This is a genomic window from Streptomyces sp. NPDC001351 (genome assembly GCF_042896045.1).
Lineage (GTDB): Bacteria > Actinomycetota > Actinomycetes > Streptomycetales > Streptomycetaceae > Streptomyces.
Map to the genome: position 1 here is coordinate 606,832 of NZ_JBIAWS010000005.1, position 13,350 is coordinate 620,181.

Below are 13,350 nucleotides of genomic sequence, written 5' to 3' on the forward strand. Positions count from 1 at the left end.
CAAGCGGAACTGACGAGGATTCAGAGCGGCCTGGATGCAACGGCACGTCGGCAACCGTCTGGCACCGCTGTTCGGGCGGTCCGTCGTGTCACGGCTGCCGGTGCGCGGCCGCAGTGGCGGGCGATGGCGTACGGTGCCCGTCGCCGTGCTGGTGCATGAGGGTGAGCGCTACCTCGTCTCCTACCGCGGCCTGAGCGACTGGGAAGTACGTCAGCATGCCGACGGTGTCCGCGGTTCTGACCGCCCCGCCCGACCCCGCCGACCATCCGGTCCTCCGCCTCCACGCCCGTAACTGATCGTCCCGGGCCACCGCGGTCCACAATGGCCGCATGGACTGGATCTCCGGCGTGGCCGGCGGGCTGCTGCTGGCGGCCATGAGCGTCAGCGTCCTGCGCACCCTGGTGGTGCCCCGCGGCCTCTACTCCCCGCTGGTGTTCCGGTTGTGGTGGGCCCTGCGCCGCCTGCTGCGGATCTTCGCACCCCGAGGCGGGTACGACGCCATCGACCGGGCGCAGACCTGGCTCGCTCCGCTGATCCTGATCGGCATGCTCGTGACCTGGCTCGGCGGAGCGCTGGCAGGCTACGGGCTGCTGCTGCACGCCGTGTCCGGGCTGTCCTGGGGCAGCTCCTTCCGCGAGGCGGGCTCCAGCCTGCTCACCCTCGGCTTCGCCAGCGGCGCCCGGCTGCGCCTGTCCGCGCTCGACTTCCTCGCCGCGGCCACGGGGCCCGTCCTGATCGCCCTGCAGATCGCCTACCTGCCCACGCTGTACGCCGCCTACAACCGCCGTGAGCTGGAGGTGACCCTGCTGCAGTCACGGGCCGGCGAACCCGCCTGGGGCCCGGAGATCCTGGCCCGCCAATGGCTGGTCGACACCGAGACCGCGCTGCCCGAGCTGTACCGGGCCTGGGAGCGGCTGGCCTCCGACATGGGCGAGAGCCACTCCACGTACCCCGTGCTGGTCGCCTTCCGCTCGCCGCGCCCCTACCGGCACTGGCTGGTCGGCCTCGTCGCCGTCATGGACGCGGCGGCCGTACAGCTCGCGCTCACCCCGCGCAGCGCCCCGCCGGAGGCGCGGCTCGTCCTGCGGGCAGGGTTCACGGCCCTGCGCGACATCGCCCGCGCCCTGCGCCTCCCGTTCGACCCCGACCCGGCCCCAAACGCCTCCGTCCAGCTCACCTTCGCCGATTTCGGCGCCGCGGCCGACATGCTGGAGGCGGCGGGCTTCCACGCCGAACGCCCCACCGCCGAGGCCTGGCCCCACTTCCGCGGCTGGCGGGTCAACTACGAGGCGATCGCCTATGCGTTGTGTCGACGCTGCGACGCGGTGCCTGCCCTGTGGACCGGTCCGCGCGACTTCACCTCGACGCCGATTCCGCCGCACCGCCCGGCGGATCGCCGGCCCGGCGAAGAGCGGCCGGGACCCCCTCTCGTATGAGCGGGCCATGATCACAGGCACTCAGGAGTGCTTGCCGGCGTTCGCCCGCATCAGCGGAGATCAGCCTGCTCGTCGACGACCTCGTCGCCCCGAAGCCATGGTGCTCAACGCGGCGGTGCCGGAGTTCTGGGACAGGGTGACCCGGCGGAGGCCGCTGCCGGAGCCGGTGAGCGCGAGCACCGGCGGACTGGTGAAGACTCTCGGCAAGCTGGTCCGGCAGGGTGTTGACGAAGGGTTCATAACCCGCGCGAACACGCCGCCGCGGGCGCCGACCGTTCACAAACGCTGCGACGGGACCGGGTACTCGAACCCACCCGGACACAAGCCTGGTTCGACCGGGTGGCGCCCCCCGTCGCGAACGATCTGATGGCGGAATCAGGCCGAGACCGAGGCCGGCTGAGGGAACGCGACCCCGGTCAGCTCCTCGGAGACCGTCCACAGCCGGCGGGCGGTGGCCGGGTCGCTGGCCGCCGGTGAGCGGCCGACCAGGGTCGGGGCACCGCGCATCTCGCCGAGGCCGTCAGGGCCGACATAGCTCGCGCCGGGCAGGTCCTGCACGGCGGCGTACAGCGTGGGCAGCGCCCCGGCCTTGCTGTCCTGGGCCATGAAGCGGTTGCCGACCCGCATGAGGGCGCGGCGCAGTGCACTGCCGTCGTGGCTCTGGAGGTTGGTTGCGGCATAGCCGGGGTGGGCGGCCAGGGCGCGTACGGACGAGCCCGACTCGGTGAGGCGGCGCTGCAGTTCGAGGGTGAAGAGCAGGTTGGCCAGCTTGGACTGGCTGTACGCCGTGATGGGCGCGTACTCGCCGGTGAGGTTGAGGTTGTCGAAGTGGATGCGCGGGCTGCCCGGCATCTTGTGCGCGCCAGAGGACACCGTCACCACCCGGTCGGTGATGTGCGGCAGCAGCAGGTTCGTCAGGGCGAAGTGCCCCAGGTGATTGGTGCCGAACTGCATCTCGAAGCCGTCCTTGGTGGTGGACTCCGGGATGTTCATGACGCCGGCGTTGTTGATGAGCAGATCAAGCGCGCCCTGCCAGCCGGCGGCGAACTCGCGCACCGAGGCGAGATCGGCGAGGTCGAGCCGGCGCACCTCCACGCTCCCTCGCACGCCCGCGGCGGCGGCCTCGCCGCGCTTCACGTCCCGTACGGCGAGCACCACATGCGCCCCGGCGCCGGCCAGCGCCTCGACGGTGGCGATGCCGAGCCCGCTGTTGGCGCCGGTCACGACGGCGGTACGGCCGGTCTGGTCGGGGATGTCGGTCACGTTCCACTTGCTGGGTGAAGTAGTCATGACCGTCAATGTAGGCGGCGCCAACAATGCTGTCAATGACAACAATGGTGACGGTGACAACAATGTAGGCGGCACAAACATGACCGATACACTGGCGTGCATGCACACCCGCAACCGCCGCTACCACCACGGAGACCTCCGCGCCGCTCTGCTGACCCGTGCCGAGGACACGCTCCGCGAGAAGGGGCCGGCCGCGCTGTCCCTGCGCGAACTCGCCCGCGACCTCGGTGTCAGTCATGCCGCGCCGAGCCGTCACTTCAAGGACAAGCAGGCACTGCTGGACGCGCTCGCGCTGACCGGATTCGAGCGGCTGACCGCCGTCCTCGGGGCTTCGCGGGAAGGCGTCGGCGAGACGTTCGCCAAGCGGCTCGACGCGATGGTCCGGGCGTATGTGGGTTTCGCCCGGGACAACGCCGAACTGCTCGACCTGATGTACTCGATCAAGCACGATCCGGGGGCTTCCGACGCGCTGCGCGAGGCCGAGCAGCGCTGGTCGGACCTGGTGGTCCGGCTGATCGGCGAGGGGCAGGCCCAGGGCGAGGTGCGGGAGGGCCCGATGGAGCGCGTCGGCCTACCGGTGTTCGCGGCCCTCCACGGCTACGCCGACCTCGCGGTGACCGGCATGCTGCCCCCCGAGGTGGACGAGCACGGGCTGGACGACGTGATCGCGTTCATCCTTCGGGGATGCGCGCCGGCGTGACATGGATCACTAAAGATCTGCCCGCCTGATGCAACTGCCGCCCGTGTCGTAACTGTCTGACAGGGAAGCAGGCCCCTCTGGGGCCGAGGTAGCGAGAGAGCGGGGCAGGTCGTGGGACGGCGCAAGGGCATAGGGATCGCACTCGTCACGGTCGCGGTGCTGGCGGGTACGAGTGCCTGCGGTGGAGCCGGCAGCAGCAAGGCGAGCGCGGACGACGGAAAGGCCGGCAAGGCGAGCGCGAGCGCCTCGCCGTCACCGACGAAGCCCGCGGGTCCGCCGATGCTGCTGGACACGATCACCCCGCAGACGGGCACCACGGTCGGTGTGGCCATGCCGATCTCGGTGATCTTCACCAACCCGGTGGCGGCCAAGGCGCGGGCCACAGTCGAGAAGCACATGAAGGTGAGCGCCTCGCAGCCGGTGGCCGGCGCCTGGCACTGGATGGGCGACCGGCGCGCCGACTGGCGGCCGAAGACATACTGGCCCTCCGGTACCAAGGTGAAGATCGACGCCGACCTGAAGGGCATCAGCAACGGCAACGGACGCTACGGCGTGCACGGATACACGCACACCTTCACCATCGGTGACGACGTGCGCGCGGATGTCTCGGTGACCGGCCACACCATGAAGGTGACCCGGAACGGCAAGCTGGTGCGCACCCTGTCGATCAACGCGGGCAGCGCCCAGTACCCGACCTGGGACGGCACGATGGCCGTCATCGACAAGCAGGAGAAGGTCCACATGACCTCCTGCAGCGTCGGCATCAGCTGCGACAAGAGCAGCCCCAACTTCTACGACCTGACGCTGCCCTGGGACGTCCACCTCACCCAGTCCGGCACCTACGTGCACTACTCGACCGGCGACCCCAACCCGGGCAGCGGCAGCGCCCGCGGCTCGCACGGCTGCGTCCATCTGTCCATGTCGGACGCCAAGTGGTTCTACGGCCAGGTCAAGCAGGGCGACCCGGTCACCGTCACCGGCTCACCCCGTGGCAAGGCCCCGGCCGACAACGGCTACGCAGCCTTCAACCTGAGCTGGTCCGAGTGGCTCGCAGGCAGCGCGGCCGGGGAGCAGACGGCCGCACAGCTGTGACGCCGAGGAGGCAGCGAGCTCGACACGAGCTCTAGGAAGAACCCTGGGCCGCGGCCCGGCCGCCCAGCAGCCGGGCCAGCACCTCGCGCTGCAGCGGCAGCACCTCGGTGTGCAGGTCGCGGCCCTTGCCCGTCAGGGCGACATACACCCCGCGCCGGTCCTCCGCGCAGACGGAACGCTCCACCAGGCCGTCCTTCTCCAGCCGGCCGATGAGCCGGGACAGGGCGCTCTGGCTGAGGTGGACCCGTCCCGCGAGGTTCTGCACCCGGCACTGGTCGCCCTCGCCGGGGGCCTCGGACGCGAGGATGTCGAGCACCTCGAAATCGCTCGCGCCCAGGCCGTGCGGGTGCAGGACCCGGTCGATCTCGCACATCGTGCGGGCATGCACGGAGAGGATGTCGCGCCATCTCTCTTCGAGCCGGGACTCGGCCGTCTTCACTGCCATACCTGCACGGTAACACCGAATCAACCGTTAGTTGACTGTGCAATGAATGCGGGTGCATACAGCCCGTCGGTGGTCAGGCGGGCGGGTCCTGGAGCAGTCCGACCAGATTGCCGTCGGCGTCCTTCAGCGAGGCGATCAGCCTGCCGTTGCCGACGTCCTGGACGTCCTGCACCACCTCCGCACCCGCGTCCACCAGGGCGGCGAGCCGGCCGCGGATGTCGTCGACGTGCCAGTACGGCACCGGCCCGGTGAGGCCCTTCGCGTGTCCGTTGGGGTCGAGGCCGACGTCCTGTCCGGCGTCCTTGAAGCCGACGTAGTACGGCGCGTCCGCGTACGGCTCCACCTGCAGCAGGGCGCTGAAGAGGGCCTTCGCCCGGGCGATGTCCTTGACGGGGTAGATGATCGTCTTGAGGCCGGCGGTCATGGCGAGCTCCTCCGCAGTGGTGGGCCGACGGATTTCGTCGGTGCTTTCACGCTAGAGCGGGGGAGGGGGAATCTGCTTCTTCGATCCTGATCGGTCGACCGGGCGAGCCGGGGCCGAGGGCGCGCAGGCGGCCGGATCGCCGGCCGGCGCGCCCTCCGCGGAGTCCTTACGTCGAGTCCCGCTTCACCAGCTCCGTCGGCAGATTCACCGCTGTGGGGTCCTCGCCGCCGATCTGTGCCGGCAGCACCCGTACCATCTCGGAGCTGATGCGGTCGTAGGGCCGGCGGATCGTGGTGAGGGCGGGGGGGGCGCCTCCGTCGCGGCGACGGAGTCGTCGAAGCCGCCCACGGACACGTCCTCGGGCACCCGGCGGCCCACCCGGCGCAACACCGTCAGGGCGCCCTGTGTCATCAGGTCGGAGGCCACGAACACGGCGTCCATGTCCGGGGCCTGCGCCAGCAGCCGTTCGCAGCCGGCCTCGCCGCCGGCCCGGCTGTAGTCGCCGGAGACGATGAGCCGCTCGTCGATCTCGACGCCCGCCTCCGTGAGCACCTCCTGGTAGCCGGCGAGGCGATCGACGCCGCCGGGGGTGTCCGGCGGGCCGCTCACCATGCCGATCCGGCGGCGGCCCCGTGACAGCAGGTGGCGCACCATGTCGCGGGCGCCGTCCCCCTCGTCCGCGGCCGCATGACTCACCTTGGAGCCGAGCCCCATGGGCTTGCCGCACTGGACGAGGGGCACCCCCGCCTCGCGCAGCTGCTCGGCGACCGGGTCCCCGGAGTGGCTGGAGACCAGCAGCACCCCGTCGACGTGCCCGGCCGTGATGTACCGCGTGATGCGCCGCCGTTCGTCCTCGGTGCCCGCCGGCATCAGCAGCAGCGGGATGTCGTGCGCGGCCAGCGCCTGGGTTGCACGCGCTCAGCAGGACATTGAAGTTCGGGTCCTCGAAGAACCGCTCCTGAGGCTCCGTCAGCAGGAAGCCGACCGAGTCCGAACGCCCGGTGATCAGCGAACGGGCGTGCCGGTTCACCACGTAACCCGTCTTGCGGATCGCGGCGTTGACCGCCTCCTGGGCGGACGGGCTGACGTAGTGCCCGCCGTTGAGCACCCGCGAGACGGTGCCCCGCGAGGCACCCGCCTCGCGGGCCACGTCGTGGATCGTCGGCGGTCTGCGTCGGCCCCCCGTGTTGGTGCCCGTGATCACCAGGGTGTACAAGGCGGCCCCGCAACCCCGCCAAAGCCCCCGGCCAGATGGCCCGCAACTCCCTCGCCCACGTGGCCCGCGGCTCCGACGGCGCGATGTTCTTCCAGTGGCGCCAGTCCAGGCGCGGCGCCGAGAAGTTCCACTCGGCGATGCCCCCGCACGGCGGCACGGAGACCCGGGTCTGGCGCGGGCTCGTCGAACTGGGCGCCGCTCTCGACTCGTTGAGCCAGATCAGCGGCACCGGCACCCGCGCCGATGTGCCGTCCTGTGGCCGGGCTCGCCCTGGTCGCCCTGCCCGCACCCGGCGCGCAGGCGGCCGGCACCCTCACCAACGGCGGCTTCGAGTCCGACGGCACCGGCACCGCCACGCCGGCCGGCTGGTCGACGTACTCGGCAGCCGGCCAGAACGCCGCCTCGTACACCGAGTCCGGTGGCCACAGCGGCAGCTACCGTCTGTCCCACTACTCGGCCTCCGCCTACAGGGTGCCGTCCCCGACAACAAGGGCCTCGGCGTCTTCTCCTGGGAGGCGACCCGGACCGCGGTCACCGGCAACGGCTGGGACCCGACCGACTCCAGCTCCGGCAACGGCGGGGAGAACCAGGCCCTCTTCGACTACGGCAACAAGGCCACCTCGGCCACGAGCTGGTTCAGCCACCGCTGAACCGGTGTGGAGGGGGCCCGGTCGCAGGGGAGCCGCCGGGCCCTCGCCCAGGTGCTTGTGTCAGGAACGCAGGGCCGACGGTCCCTGCCCGCGGTCCGTCGGTTCCCGTGCCGTCCGGCCGGGCTGGTCCGGCGGCTCGTCGAGGTGTCCGAGCCACTCGCATATGAGGCGCCCCAAAAGCGCTCCGCCGTAGACGACGAACCCCACTCCGACCAGCCAGGACTCCACCACCAGGACCGTGCCGACCGGGCCGTAGCTGATCGCGTTGGTGACCAGGAGCGGAGTGAAGACCAGATAGGAGAAGCCGCGCAGGCCCACCAGGCCCGCCATCGTGGCGAGCGCACCGGGCAGCAGATAGCGCCAGGGCACCTGCCGGCTGAGCAGGAAGTGCGGCCCCCACCAGAAGAACAGCACACCGACCCCCATGCTGAGCAGGATGCGGGGAGGGCCCTCCAGTACCGTCCGGGTCTGCACCTGGGCGTACAGGTACGCCATCAGCATGATCAGCCAGATCGCGTGCCGCCAGAGGTGGTGCCAGGGAGCGGCGGCCGTCCTCCAGATCCGTTCGTAGCCGTTCTGCACGCTGGAGGCGAAGGACATGCCGAAGAACGCGAGCAGGGCCAGGCTCAGCGCGCTGGTGGTGCTGATCACCTTGCGGGTCGGGCCGAAGACATGCGCGAGTGCGTCGGCGGACCGGCCGTTCAGAGCCATGCCGTCCACCAGCCACCCCGCGAAGCCGCCGTGCCCCAGCGGATCCGCGGCGGCCACCACGATCAGCAGCGGCGCCAGGGTGACCAGGGCGAGCGTCGCGAACCCCATCGCCCGGTGCATCAACTCCAGCTCATTGCCGCGCCGGTGCAGCTCGGCAAGCCCCAGCCGGTGCCAGGCGGCCAGCCGTGACATGGGGACCACCCCTTCCTCCGGCCGGGGTTACCGGTGGTGATGTCCTGAGTGGCCAGAACGCATCCCGGTAAACCTGATCGGGTGACGCGGCACCCGATGGGCATCCCTACACATGCCAGCATGAACTGTCCCGACCTCGACAAGGAGGTTTTCATGGACCGTCCCAGTGAACTCGTCCCGCTCCGGTACGTCGCCATCGGCGGCCGTGGCCCCGAGGACGTCGTGGCCGACGCCCGGGGCCGGGTGCTGACCGGAGTGGAGGACGGCCGCATCCTGCGCATCGACGGGCTGACCGAGCCCTCGGCCGCCCGCGTCGAGGTGCTCGCCGAAACCGGTGGCCGGCCGCTCGGCCTCGAACTTCTCCCGGACGACGCCCTGTTGGTGTGCGACGCCGAACTCGGGCTGCTGCGCGTCGACCTCCGTGGGGGCATCGTGCGGATCCTCGCCGACTCGGTGGCGGGGGAGAGGCTACGGTTCTGCAGCAATGCGGTCGCGCTGTCCGACGGCAGCGTCTGCTTCACCGTCTCCAGCCGCAGCTACCCGCTGGACCAGTGGATCGGCGACATCGTCGAACACACCGGAACCGGCCGCCTGCTGCGCCTCGCCCCGGGCAGTGAAAGCCCCGAAGTCCTGCTGGAGGGGCTCCAGTTCGCCAACGGGCTGGCGCTGAGCGCTGATGAATCGTTCCTGGTCGTCGCCGAGACCGGCGCCCGCAGGCTCACCCGCTACTGGCTCACCGGCGAGAAGGGCGGACAGAGCGAGCCCTTCGTGGAGAACCTCCCGGGCATGCCCGACAACCTCTGGCGGGCCCCTGACGGCCCGGTCTGGGTCTCCCTGGCAGGGCCCCGCGTCCCCCCGCTCGACCTGCTGCACCGTACCGCCCCCGCCGTCCGCGCCGCCGCCGCCCGCATCGCCGTCCGTGCCCCCTACCGCCCCACCGGCACCATCGGCGCCCTCGCGGTCGACGACCAGGGGGCGTTCGTCCACCACCTCGCCCGCCGGCACTCCGGCTACCGCATGGTGACCAGCGTCTGCGAGGCGGCCGGGCAGCTGGTCCTGGGCAGCCTCTGGGAGCGGGGCGTCGCCGTGTGCGAGCGACCGGCCCCGAAGTGACCCGGGTGCGGGCCGGGCGCTACCCTGTTGCTCGGCCGCGAGCACCCCTTGCGGCGCGGCGGTGGGGCCCGCCGTACCCGAACCGCGGCAGTGGTGCCGCCAACGGTCCCTACTTGCGAAGGAGCGGCGCCCGCATGCCCCGGGCCCCGGCGAGTAGGAGACGTACGACCATGACAGCCCCGGAAGCCGAGAGCGTCCGCGCCCGCCCCCGCCCCCCGCGACCGCCCGCCTGGCGCACCCAGGCCCCCGTCGTCGCGGTGGTCGCGCTCGGCGGCGCCCTCGGTGCCACCGGCCGCTACGCCCTGTCCCTGTGGTGGCCCACCCAGCCCGGCGGATTCCCCTGGGCGACCTTCTGGACCAACGTCGTCGGCTGCGCCGTGATCGGCGTGTTCATGGTCGTCATCACCGACGTGTGGGCCGCCCACCGCCTGGTACGCCCCTTCTTCGGCACCGGCGTGCTCGGCGGCTTCACCACCTTCTCCACCTACGCCGTCGACATCCAGAAGCTGGTCGACGCCGGCCACCCGCGCACCGGGCTGGCCTACCTCGCCGCGACCCTGCTCGCGGCGCTCACGGCGGTGTGGCTCGCGGTCACCGCGGCCCGCCGCGTCCTGAAGTGGAGGCAGCCATGACGAGGCTGACCGGCAGCGCGCTGCGCGTGACCGTCTTCATCGGCGAGAACGACACCTGGCACCACAAGCCCCTCTACTCGGAGATCGTCCACCGCGCCCACGCGGCGGGCCTCGCCGGCGCCAGCGTCTTCCGCGGGATCGAGGGCTTCGGCGCCTCCTCCCTGATCCACACCTCGCGGCTGCTGTCGCTCAGCGAGGACCTGCCCGTCGCGATCGTCGTCGTCGACACCGAGGAACGCGTCCGCGCCTTCCTGCCGCAGCTCGACGAGCTCGTCGGCGAGGGCCTCGTCATCCTCGACGACTGTGAGGTCATCCGGTACGTGGGCCGCGAGAGCGGATCCGACAAAACGGATATGAAGGGTAAGAGGTCGTTGTGAACTGGCTGCTGGTCGTCGCGGGCGCCACGGTCGGTGCCCCGCTGCGCTACCTCACCGACCGCGCGGTGCAGTCCCGCCACGACTCGGTCTTCCCCTGGGGTACCTTCGCGGTGAACGTCACCGGCTGCCTCATCCTCGGTCTGCTCACCGGCGCGGTGGCCGAGGGGGCCGCCGGCCTCCATCTGCAGCTGCTCCTCGGCACCGGCCTGTGCGGGGCCCTGACGACGTACTCGACCTTCTCCTACGAGACCCTGCGGCTGACCGAGACCGGGGCGGGGCTCTACGCTGCCGCCAACGTCGTCGGGAGTCTGGCGGCAGGCCTCGGCGCTGCATTCGCCGGGGTGTCGGTCGCCCAGGCCCTGTGGGGGTAGGCGAGCGGCCCGGATTCCGCACGTAGTAAGACTGTCTACAGCACTGTCGACCAACTCCTCAGAACTGGATCCCATGAGCGTCATCAACGTCGGTCAGGCCGCCGTCCTCGGAGTCGTGGAAGGGCTGACCGAGTTCCTTCCCGTCTCCTCCACCGGACATCTGAAGATCACCGAAGGGCTCATGAGCATCCCGGTCGACGACAAGGCCGTCGTCGGCTTCTCGGCCGTGATCCAGGTCGGCGCGATCGCCGCCGTGCTCCTGTACTTCTTCAAGGACATCGTGCGGATCGTCTCCGCCTGGGGCCGGGGCCTGCGCAACAAGGAGGAGCGCTACCACCACGACTACAAGTTCGCCTGGTGGGTGATCTACGCCACCATCCCGATCGTGATCGTGGGCCTGGGCGCCAAGAAACTCGTCGAGGGGCCGCTGGGCTCGCTGTGGGTGGTGGCCGCTTCCCTCATCGTCGGGTCCGGTGTGATGTGGGCGGCGGACCAGATGGGCCGGCACAAGCGCGGTGAGGACGACACCACGTTCAAGGACGCGATGCTGGTGGGCAGTGCGCAGATCCTCGCCCTGCTCTTCCCCGGCTTCTCCCGCTCCGGTGCCACCATGTCCACGGCCCTCATCCTCGACCTGGACCGCGTCGCCGCCACCCGCCTCTCCTTCTTCCTCGGCATCCCGGCCCTGACCGGCGCCGGCCTGTACGAGCTCAAGGACGCCCTGGGCACGGGCGTGGGCGCCGCCCCGCTGGCCGTCGGCACGATCGTCTCCTTCGTCGTCGCCTATGCCTCCATCGCCTGGCTGCTGAAGTTCGTCGCCAAGCACTCCTTCAACGCCTTCGTCGTCTACCGGATCGTCGTCGGCGTGCTGCTCCTGGGCCTGCTCAGCACGGGTGGCCTCAGCAGCTGACGGCGGGCGCGGAAACGGGCGCCTCTCGGAAAGCCGGACATGGTCGTGGACGAGCCCTTGGTACGCGGCGATGCCGAGCAGGCGCCGTATCCGCCGGTTCCTTGCGGCGATCCCCCGGAAAACGCGCGTGCGTACGGGATCTCCGCCGTGCCACGATGGCGCGGGGAAGCGAGGTCTCGTGGACGAGATGAGGCGATTTTGCCGGGCGCTGGTCGCGTGGGCGGCCGGGGGAGCGGGTGCCGGCGCAGCCGCCGAGGCGGCGCGGCAGCTGGCCGGCGGCGGTGTGCGGACGGTCGTGCTCGTCGAGGGCAGCAGTGATCAGGTCGCGCTCGAAGCGCTGGCCGCTCGCCACGGCCGCGACCTCGCTGCGCAGGGCGTTGCGGTGGTGCCGCTCGGAGGGGCGACGAACATCGGGCGCTTCCTCGACGTGTGCGGCCCTCCGGGACTCGGCCTCCCGTTGGCCGGTCTCTGCGACATCGGCGAGGAGCGGCACTTCCGGCGGCATCTGGAGCGGGTCGGGCTCGGGTCCGCTCGCACCCACGCCGGGCTGGAAGCACTCGGATTCCAGCTGTGCGTGGCCGACCTGGAGGACGAGCTGATCCGCGCGCTCGGGGCGGAAGGCGTGCAGCAGGTGATCGAGGCCCAGGGCGAGACGCGCCCCTTCCACACCTTCCAGGGCCAGCCGGCACAGCGGGAGAGGCCCGTGGAGCACCAGCTGCGGCGCTTCATGGGCACCCACAGCGGCCGCAAGGCGCTCTACGCGCAGGCGATGGTCGAGCACCTGGACCTCGCGCGTGTCCCGCGGCCGCTGGAGCGCCTGCTGGCGCAGGTCTGACACCGCTCGGATGCGTGAGGGATGCGGTGCGGGGGACTTGGGACTGAGGCCGGGTTGAGCGGCGTTCCCCTAGGGGGCCGGCCTGGCCAGGCTCCTCTGGTTCAGACAACGAGCCGGGGGAGCCGCTGCCTGGTCAGGAGACGCTGCCCCGCTCGCAGACCCGGCGGGCGACCTCGCGGAGTTTGATGTTGTTCTCCTGCGAGAAGCGCCGAAGGGTGTCGAACGCCTGCTCCTCGGTGAGACTGTGGGCGCCCATGAGGATGCCCATGGCCTCGCCGATGAGGTGGCGGGTGGCGACGGCCTGTTCCAGCTGGGCATGCGTGCGGGCGCTGGAGAAGGCGACCGCGGCGTGGGAGGCCAGCAGCCAGCCGGCCAGCTCGCTGGCCGCGGTGAAGGCGCCGGGCTCGCGGGAGTAGAGGTTCAGCGCACCGAGCTCTTCGTCCTCGGTGAACAGCAGGAATCCCATCATGCTGCCCACGCCGAGTCCGCGCGCCTGCGGGGCGTAGGCGGGCCAGCGCGGCTGCTCCTTGGTGAAGTCGGCGATGCGGAAGACCCGCTCACCCTCGGCGGTGCGGGCGGCATCGAAGCACGGCCCTTCGCCCAGCCGTTCCTGCAACTGGTCGCTGTCGACGACCAGCTTCTGCGTGGGGGCCAGTGTCTCCACCGTTGTGCCGTGCAGCATCAGAATGCCCGCGGCGTCGCACCCCTCCACCAGCTCGATGGCCGAGTGGGTGATCCGCTCCAGGGTGGCGTGGACCGACTCCTGGGCGAGCAGGTCCCGGGCCATCGACGCCATCTGCTGCGCGAACCGGCCCCAGTCCATACCGTCCTCCCGCGTTTCGGCTCGTCCTCATCAAGAAGCCCTCTACCCATCTTCTCTTTCGCCTCCCTTGACAGCCCCCGCCCGGCACCCGCAGGATCGCTCCCGTGAACCTGTCAGACAGCAAGACAGCCAG

Annotated in this window: 14 protein-coding genes and 4 pseudogenes; 12 read left to right on the forward strand and 6 right to left on the reverse strand. The window is 71.0% G+C overall.

Annotated features, from left to right (window positions below; translation table 11 throughout):
- The first annotated feature begins 329 nt into the window (after positions 1 to 329).
- Positions 330 to 1,436 carry a hypothetical protein gene (locus ACFY1U_RS21465; RefSeq protein WP_390695709.1) on the forward strand — a complete coding sequence of 369 codons (1,107 nt, stop codon included), beginning with the start codon at positions 330 to 332 and terminating at the stop codon, positions 1,434 to 1,436.
- A 375-nt stretch (positions 1,437 to 1,811) separates the two neighbouring features.
- Here the strand turns inward: ACFY1U_RS21465 and ACFY1U_RS21470 are convergent, their stop codons facing one another.
- A complete protein-coding gene (locus tag ACFY1U_RS21470; RefSeq protein ID WP_390695710.1) occupies positions 1,812 to 2,726 on the reverse strand; it encodes an oxidoreductase in 915 nt (304 codons plus the stop codon).
- 100 nt (positions 2,727 to 2,826) lie between these two features.
- On the opposite strand from ACFY1U_RS21470, the gene ACFY1U_RS21475 reads away from it, so the two are divergent.
- Entirely contained in the window at positions 2,827 to 3,426 is a 600-nt protein-coding gene (locus ACFY1U_RS21475; protein WP_390695711.1) for a TetR/AcrR family transcriptional regulator, read from the forward strand.
- Between the two features lie 111 nt (positions 3,427 to 3,537).
- A complete protein-coding gene (locus ACFY1U_RS21480) occupies positions 3,538 to 4,518 on the forward strand; it encodes an Ig-like domain-containing protein (protein WP_390695712.1) in 981 nt (326 codons plus the stop codon).
- Positions 4,519 to 4,549: 31 nt separating this feature from the next.
- Here ACFY1U_RS21480 and ACFY1U_RS21485 read toward each other — a convergent pair whose 3' ends face one another.
- The 3 genes and pseudogenes from ACFY1U_RS21485 to ACFY1U_RS21495 form a co-directional block, all read right to left on the reverse strand.
- Complete coding sequence (locus ACFY1U_RS21485; protein WP_390695713.1) at positions 4,550 to 4,963, reverse strand: MarR family winged helix-turn-helix transcriptional regulator; 414 nt, start codon at positions 4,961 to 4,963, stop codon at positions 4,550 to 4,552.
- A 73-nt stretch (positions 4,964 to 5,036) separates the two neighbouring features.
- On the reverse strand, positions 5,037 to 5,387 hold the full coding sequence (locus tag ACFY1U_RS21490) for a VOC family protein (protein WP_030926708.1): 351 nt from the start codon (positions 5,385 to 5,387) through the stop codon (positions 5,037 to 5,039).
- Between the two features lie 166 nt (positions 5,388 to 5,553).
- Positions 5,554 to 6,588 (reverse strand): annotated as a pseudogene (locus ACFY1U_RS21495) (LacI family DNA-binding transcriptional regulator).
- Positions 6,589 to 6,608: 20 nt separating this feature from the next.
- Here ACFY1U_RS21495 and ACFY1U_RS21500 point away from each other — a divergent pair.
- From ACFY1U_RS21500 to ACFY1U_RS21510, 3 pseudogenes are all read left to right on the forward strand, one after another.
- Positions 6,609 to 6,877: pseudogene (locus ACFY1U_RS21500) on the forward strand (beta-galactosidase); the annotation flags it as partial.
- Positions 6,859 to 7,077 (forward strand): annotated as a pseudogene (locus tag ACFY1U_RS21505) (arabinogalactan endo-1,4-beta-galactosidase); the annotation flags it as partial. The pseudogenes ACFY1U_RS21500 and ACFY1U_RS21505, both read left to right, overlap by 19 nt.
- A 59-nt stretch (positions 7,078 to 7,136) precedes the next feature.
- Positions 7,137 to 7,253: pseudogene (locus tag ACFY1U_RS21510) on the forward strand (hypothetical protein); the annotation flags it as partial.
- Between the two features lie 60 nt (positions 7,254 to 7,313).
- On the opposite strand, the gene ACFY1U_RS21515 reads toward ACFY1U_RS21510, so the two are convergent.
- Positions 7,314 to 8,156 carry a ribonuclease BN gene (locus ACFY1U_RS21515; RefSeq protein WP_390695714.1) on the reverse strand — a complete coding sequence of 281 codons (843 nt, stop codon included), beginning with the start codon at positions 8,154 to 8,156 and terminating at the stop codon, positions 7,314 to 7,316.
- Between the two features lie 153 nt (positions 8,157 to 8,309).
- Here ACFY1U_RS21515 and ACFY1U_RS21520 point away from each other — a divergent pair, with 153 nt between their 5' ends.
- From ACFY1U_RS21520 to ACFY1U_RS21545, 6 genes are all read left to right on the forward strand, one after another.
- A complete protein-coding gene (locus ACFY1U_RS21520; protein ID WP_390695715.1) occupies positions 8,310 to 9,269 on the forward strand; it encodes an SMP-30/gluconolactonase/LRE family protein in 960 nt (319 codons plus the stop codon).
- A 170-nt stretch (positions 9,270 to 9,439) separates the two neighbouring features.
- On the forward strand, positions 9,440 to 9,901 hold the full coding sequence (gene crcB / locus ACFY1U_RS21525) for a fluoride efflux transporter CrcB (RefSeq protein WP_390695716.1): 462 nt from the start codon (positions 9,440 to 9,442) through the stop codon (positions 9,899 to 9,901).
- Positions 9,898 to 10,278, forward strand: coding sequence for a DUF190 domain-containing protein (locus ACFY1U_RS21530; protein ID WP_390695717.1), 381 nt, complete (start codon positions 9,898 to 9,900; stop codon positions 10,276 to 10,278). Before crcB (ACFY1U_RS21525) ends, ACFY1U_RS21530 begins: the two co-directional genes overlap by 4 nt.
- Complete coding sequence (gene crcB / locus ACFY1U_RS21535; RefSeq protein ID WP_390695718.1) at positions 10,275 to 10,649, forward strand: fluoride efflux transporter CrcB; 375 nt, start codon at positions 10,275 to 10,277, stop codon at positions 10,647 to 10,649. The genes ACFY1U_RS21530 and crcB (ACFY1U_RS21535) overlap by 4 nt, the downstream gene beginning before the upstream one ends.
- 73 nt (positions 10,650 to 10,722) lie before the next feature.
- Positions 10,723 to 11,559: an undecaprenyl-diphosphate phosphatase gene (locus tag ACFY1U_RS21540; RefSeq protein ID WP_390695719.1), complete on the forward strand. Its 837-nt coding sequence runs from the start codon at positions 10,723 to 10,725 to the stop codon at positions 11,557 to 11,559.
- Between the two features lie 178 nt (positions 11,560 to 11,737).
- Entirely contained in the window at positions 11,738 to 12,394 is a 657-nt protein-coding gene (locus ACFY1U_RS21545) for a TOPRIM nucleotidyl transferase/hydrolase domain-containing protein (RefSeq protein WP_390695720.1), read from the forward strand.
- Positions 12,395 to 12,527: 133 nt separating this feature from the next.
- On the opposite strand, the gene ACFY1U_RS21550 is transcribed toward ACFY1U_RS21545, so the two are convergent.
- Positions 12,528 to 13,217 (reverse strand): GAF and ANTAR domain-containing protein, encoded by a 690-nt coding sequence (locus ACFY1U_RS21550; protein WP_390695721.1) that lies wholly within the window; start codon positions 13,215 to 13,217, stop codon positions 12,528 to 12,530.
- Positions 13,218 to 13,350 lie beyond the last annotated feature (133 nt).

Excerpts from the sequence above, each read along its gene's own strand:
- ACFY1U_RS21470 (WP_390695710.1), bottom strand. The coding sequence starts at position 2,726 with ATGACTACTTCACCCAGCAAGTGGAACGTGACCGACATCCCCGACCAG.
- ACFY1U_RS21540 (WP_390695719.1), top strand. The coding sequence starts at position 10,723 with ATGAGCGTCATCAACGTCGGTCAGGCCGCCGTCCTCGGAGTCGTGGAA.
- ACFY1U_RS21485 (WP_390695713.1), bottom strand. The coding sequence starts at position 4,963 with ATGGCAGTGAAGACGGCCGAGTCCCGGCTCGAAGAGAGATGGCGCGAC.
- ACFY1U_RS21530 (WP_390695717.1), top strand. The coding sequence starts at position 9,898 with ATGACGAGGCTGACCGGCAGCGCGCTGCGCGTGACCGTCTTCATCGGC.
- ACFY1U_RS21550 (WP_390695721.1), bottom strand. The coding sequence starts at position 13,217 with ATGGACTGGGGCCGGTTCGCGCAGCAGATGGCGTCGATGGCCCGGGAC.
- crcB (WP_390695716.1), top strand. The coding sequence starts at position 9,440 with ATGACAGCCCCGGAAGCCGAGAGCGTCCGCGCCCGCCCCCGCCCCCCG.
- ACFY1U_RS21520 (WP_390695715.1), top strand. The coding sequence starts at position 8,310 with ATGGACCGTCCCAGTGAACTCGTCCCGCTCCGGTACGTCGCCATCGGC.
- ACFY1U_RS21515 (WP_390695714.1), bottom strand. The coding sequence starts at position 8,156 with ATGTCACGGCTGGCCGCCTGGCACCGGCTGGGGCTTGCCGAGCTGCAC.
- ACFY1U_RS21465 (WP_390695709.1), top strand. The coding sequence starts at position 330 with ATGGACTGGATCTCCGGCGTGGCCGGCGGGCTGCTGCTGGCGGCCATG.
- ACFY1U_RS21490 (WP_030926708.1), bottom strand. The coding sequence starts at position 5,387 with ATGACCGCCGGCCTCAAGACGATCATCTACCCCGTCAAGGACATCGCC.
- ACFY1U_RS21475 (WP_390695711.1), top strand. The coding sequence starts at position 2,827 with ATGCACACCCGCAACCGCCGCTACCACCACGGAGACCTCCGCGCCGCT.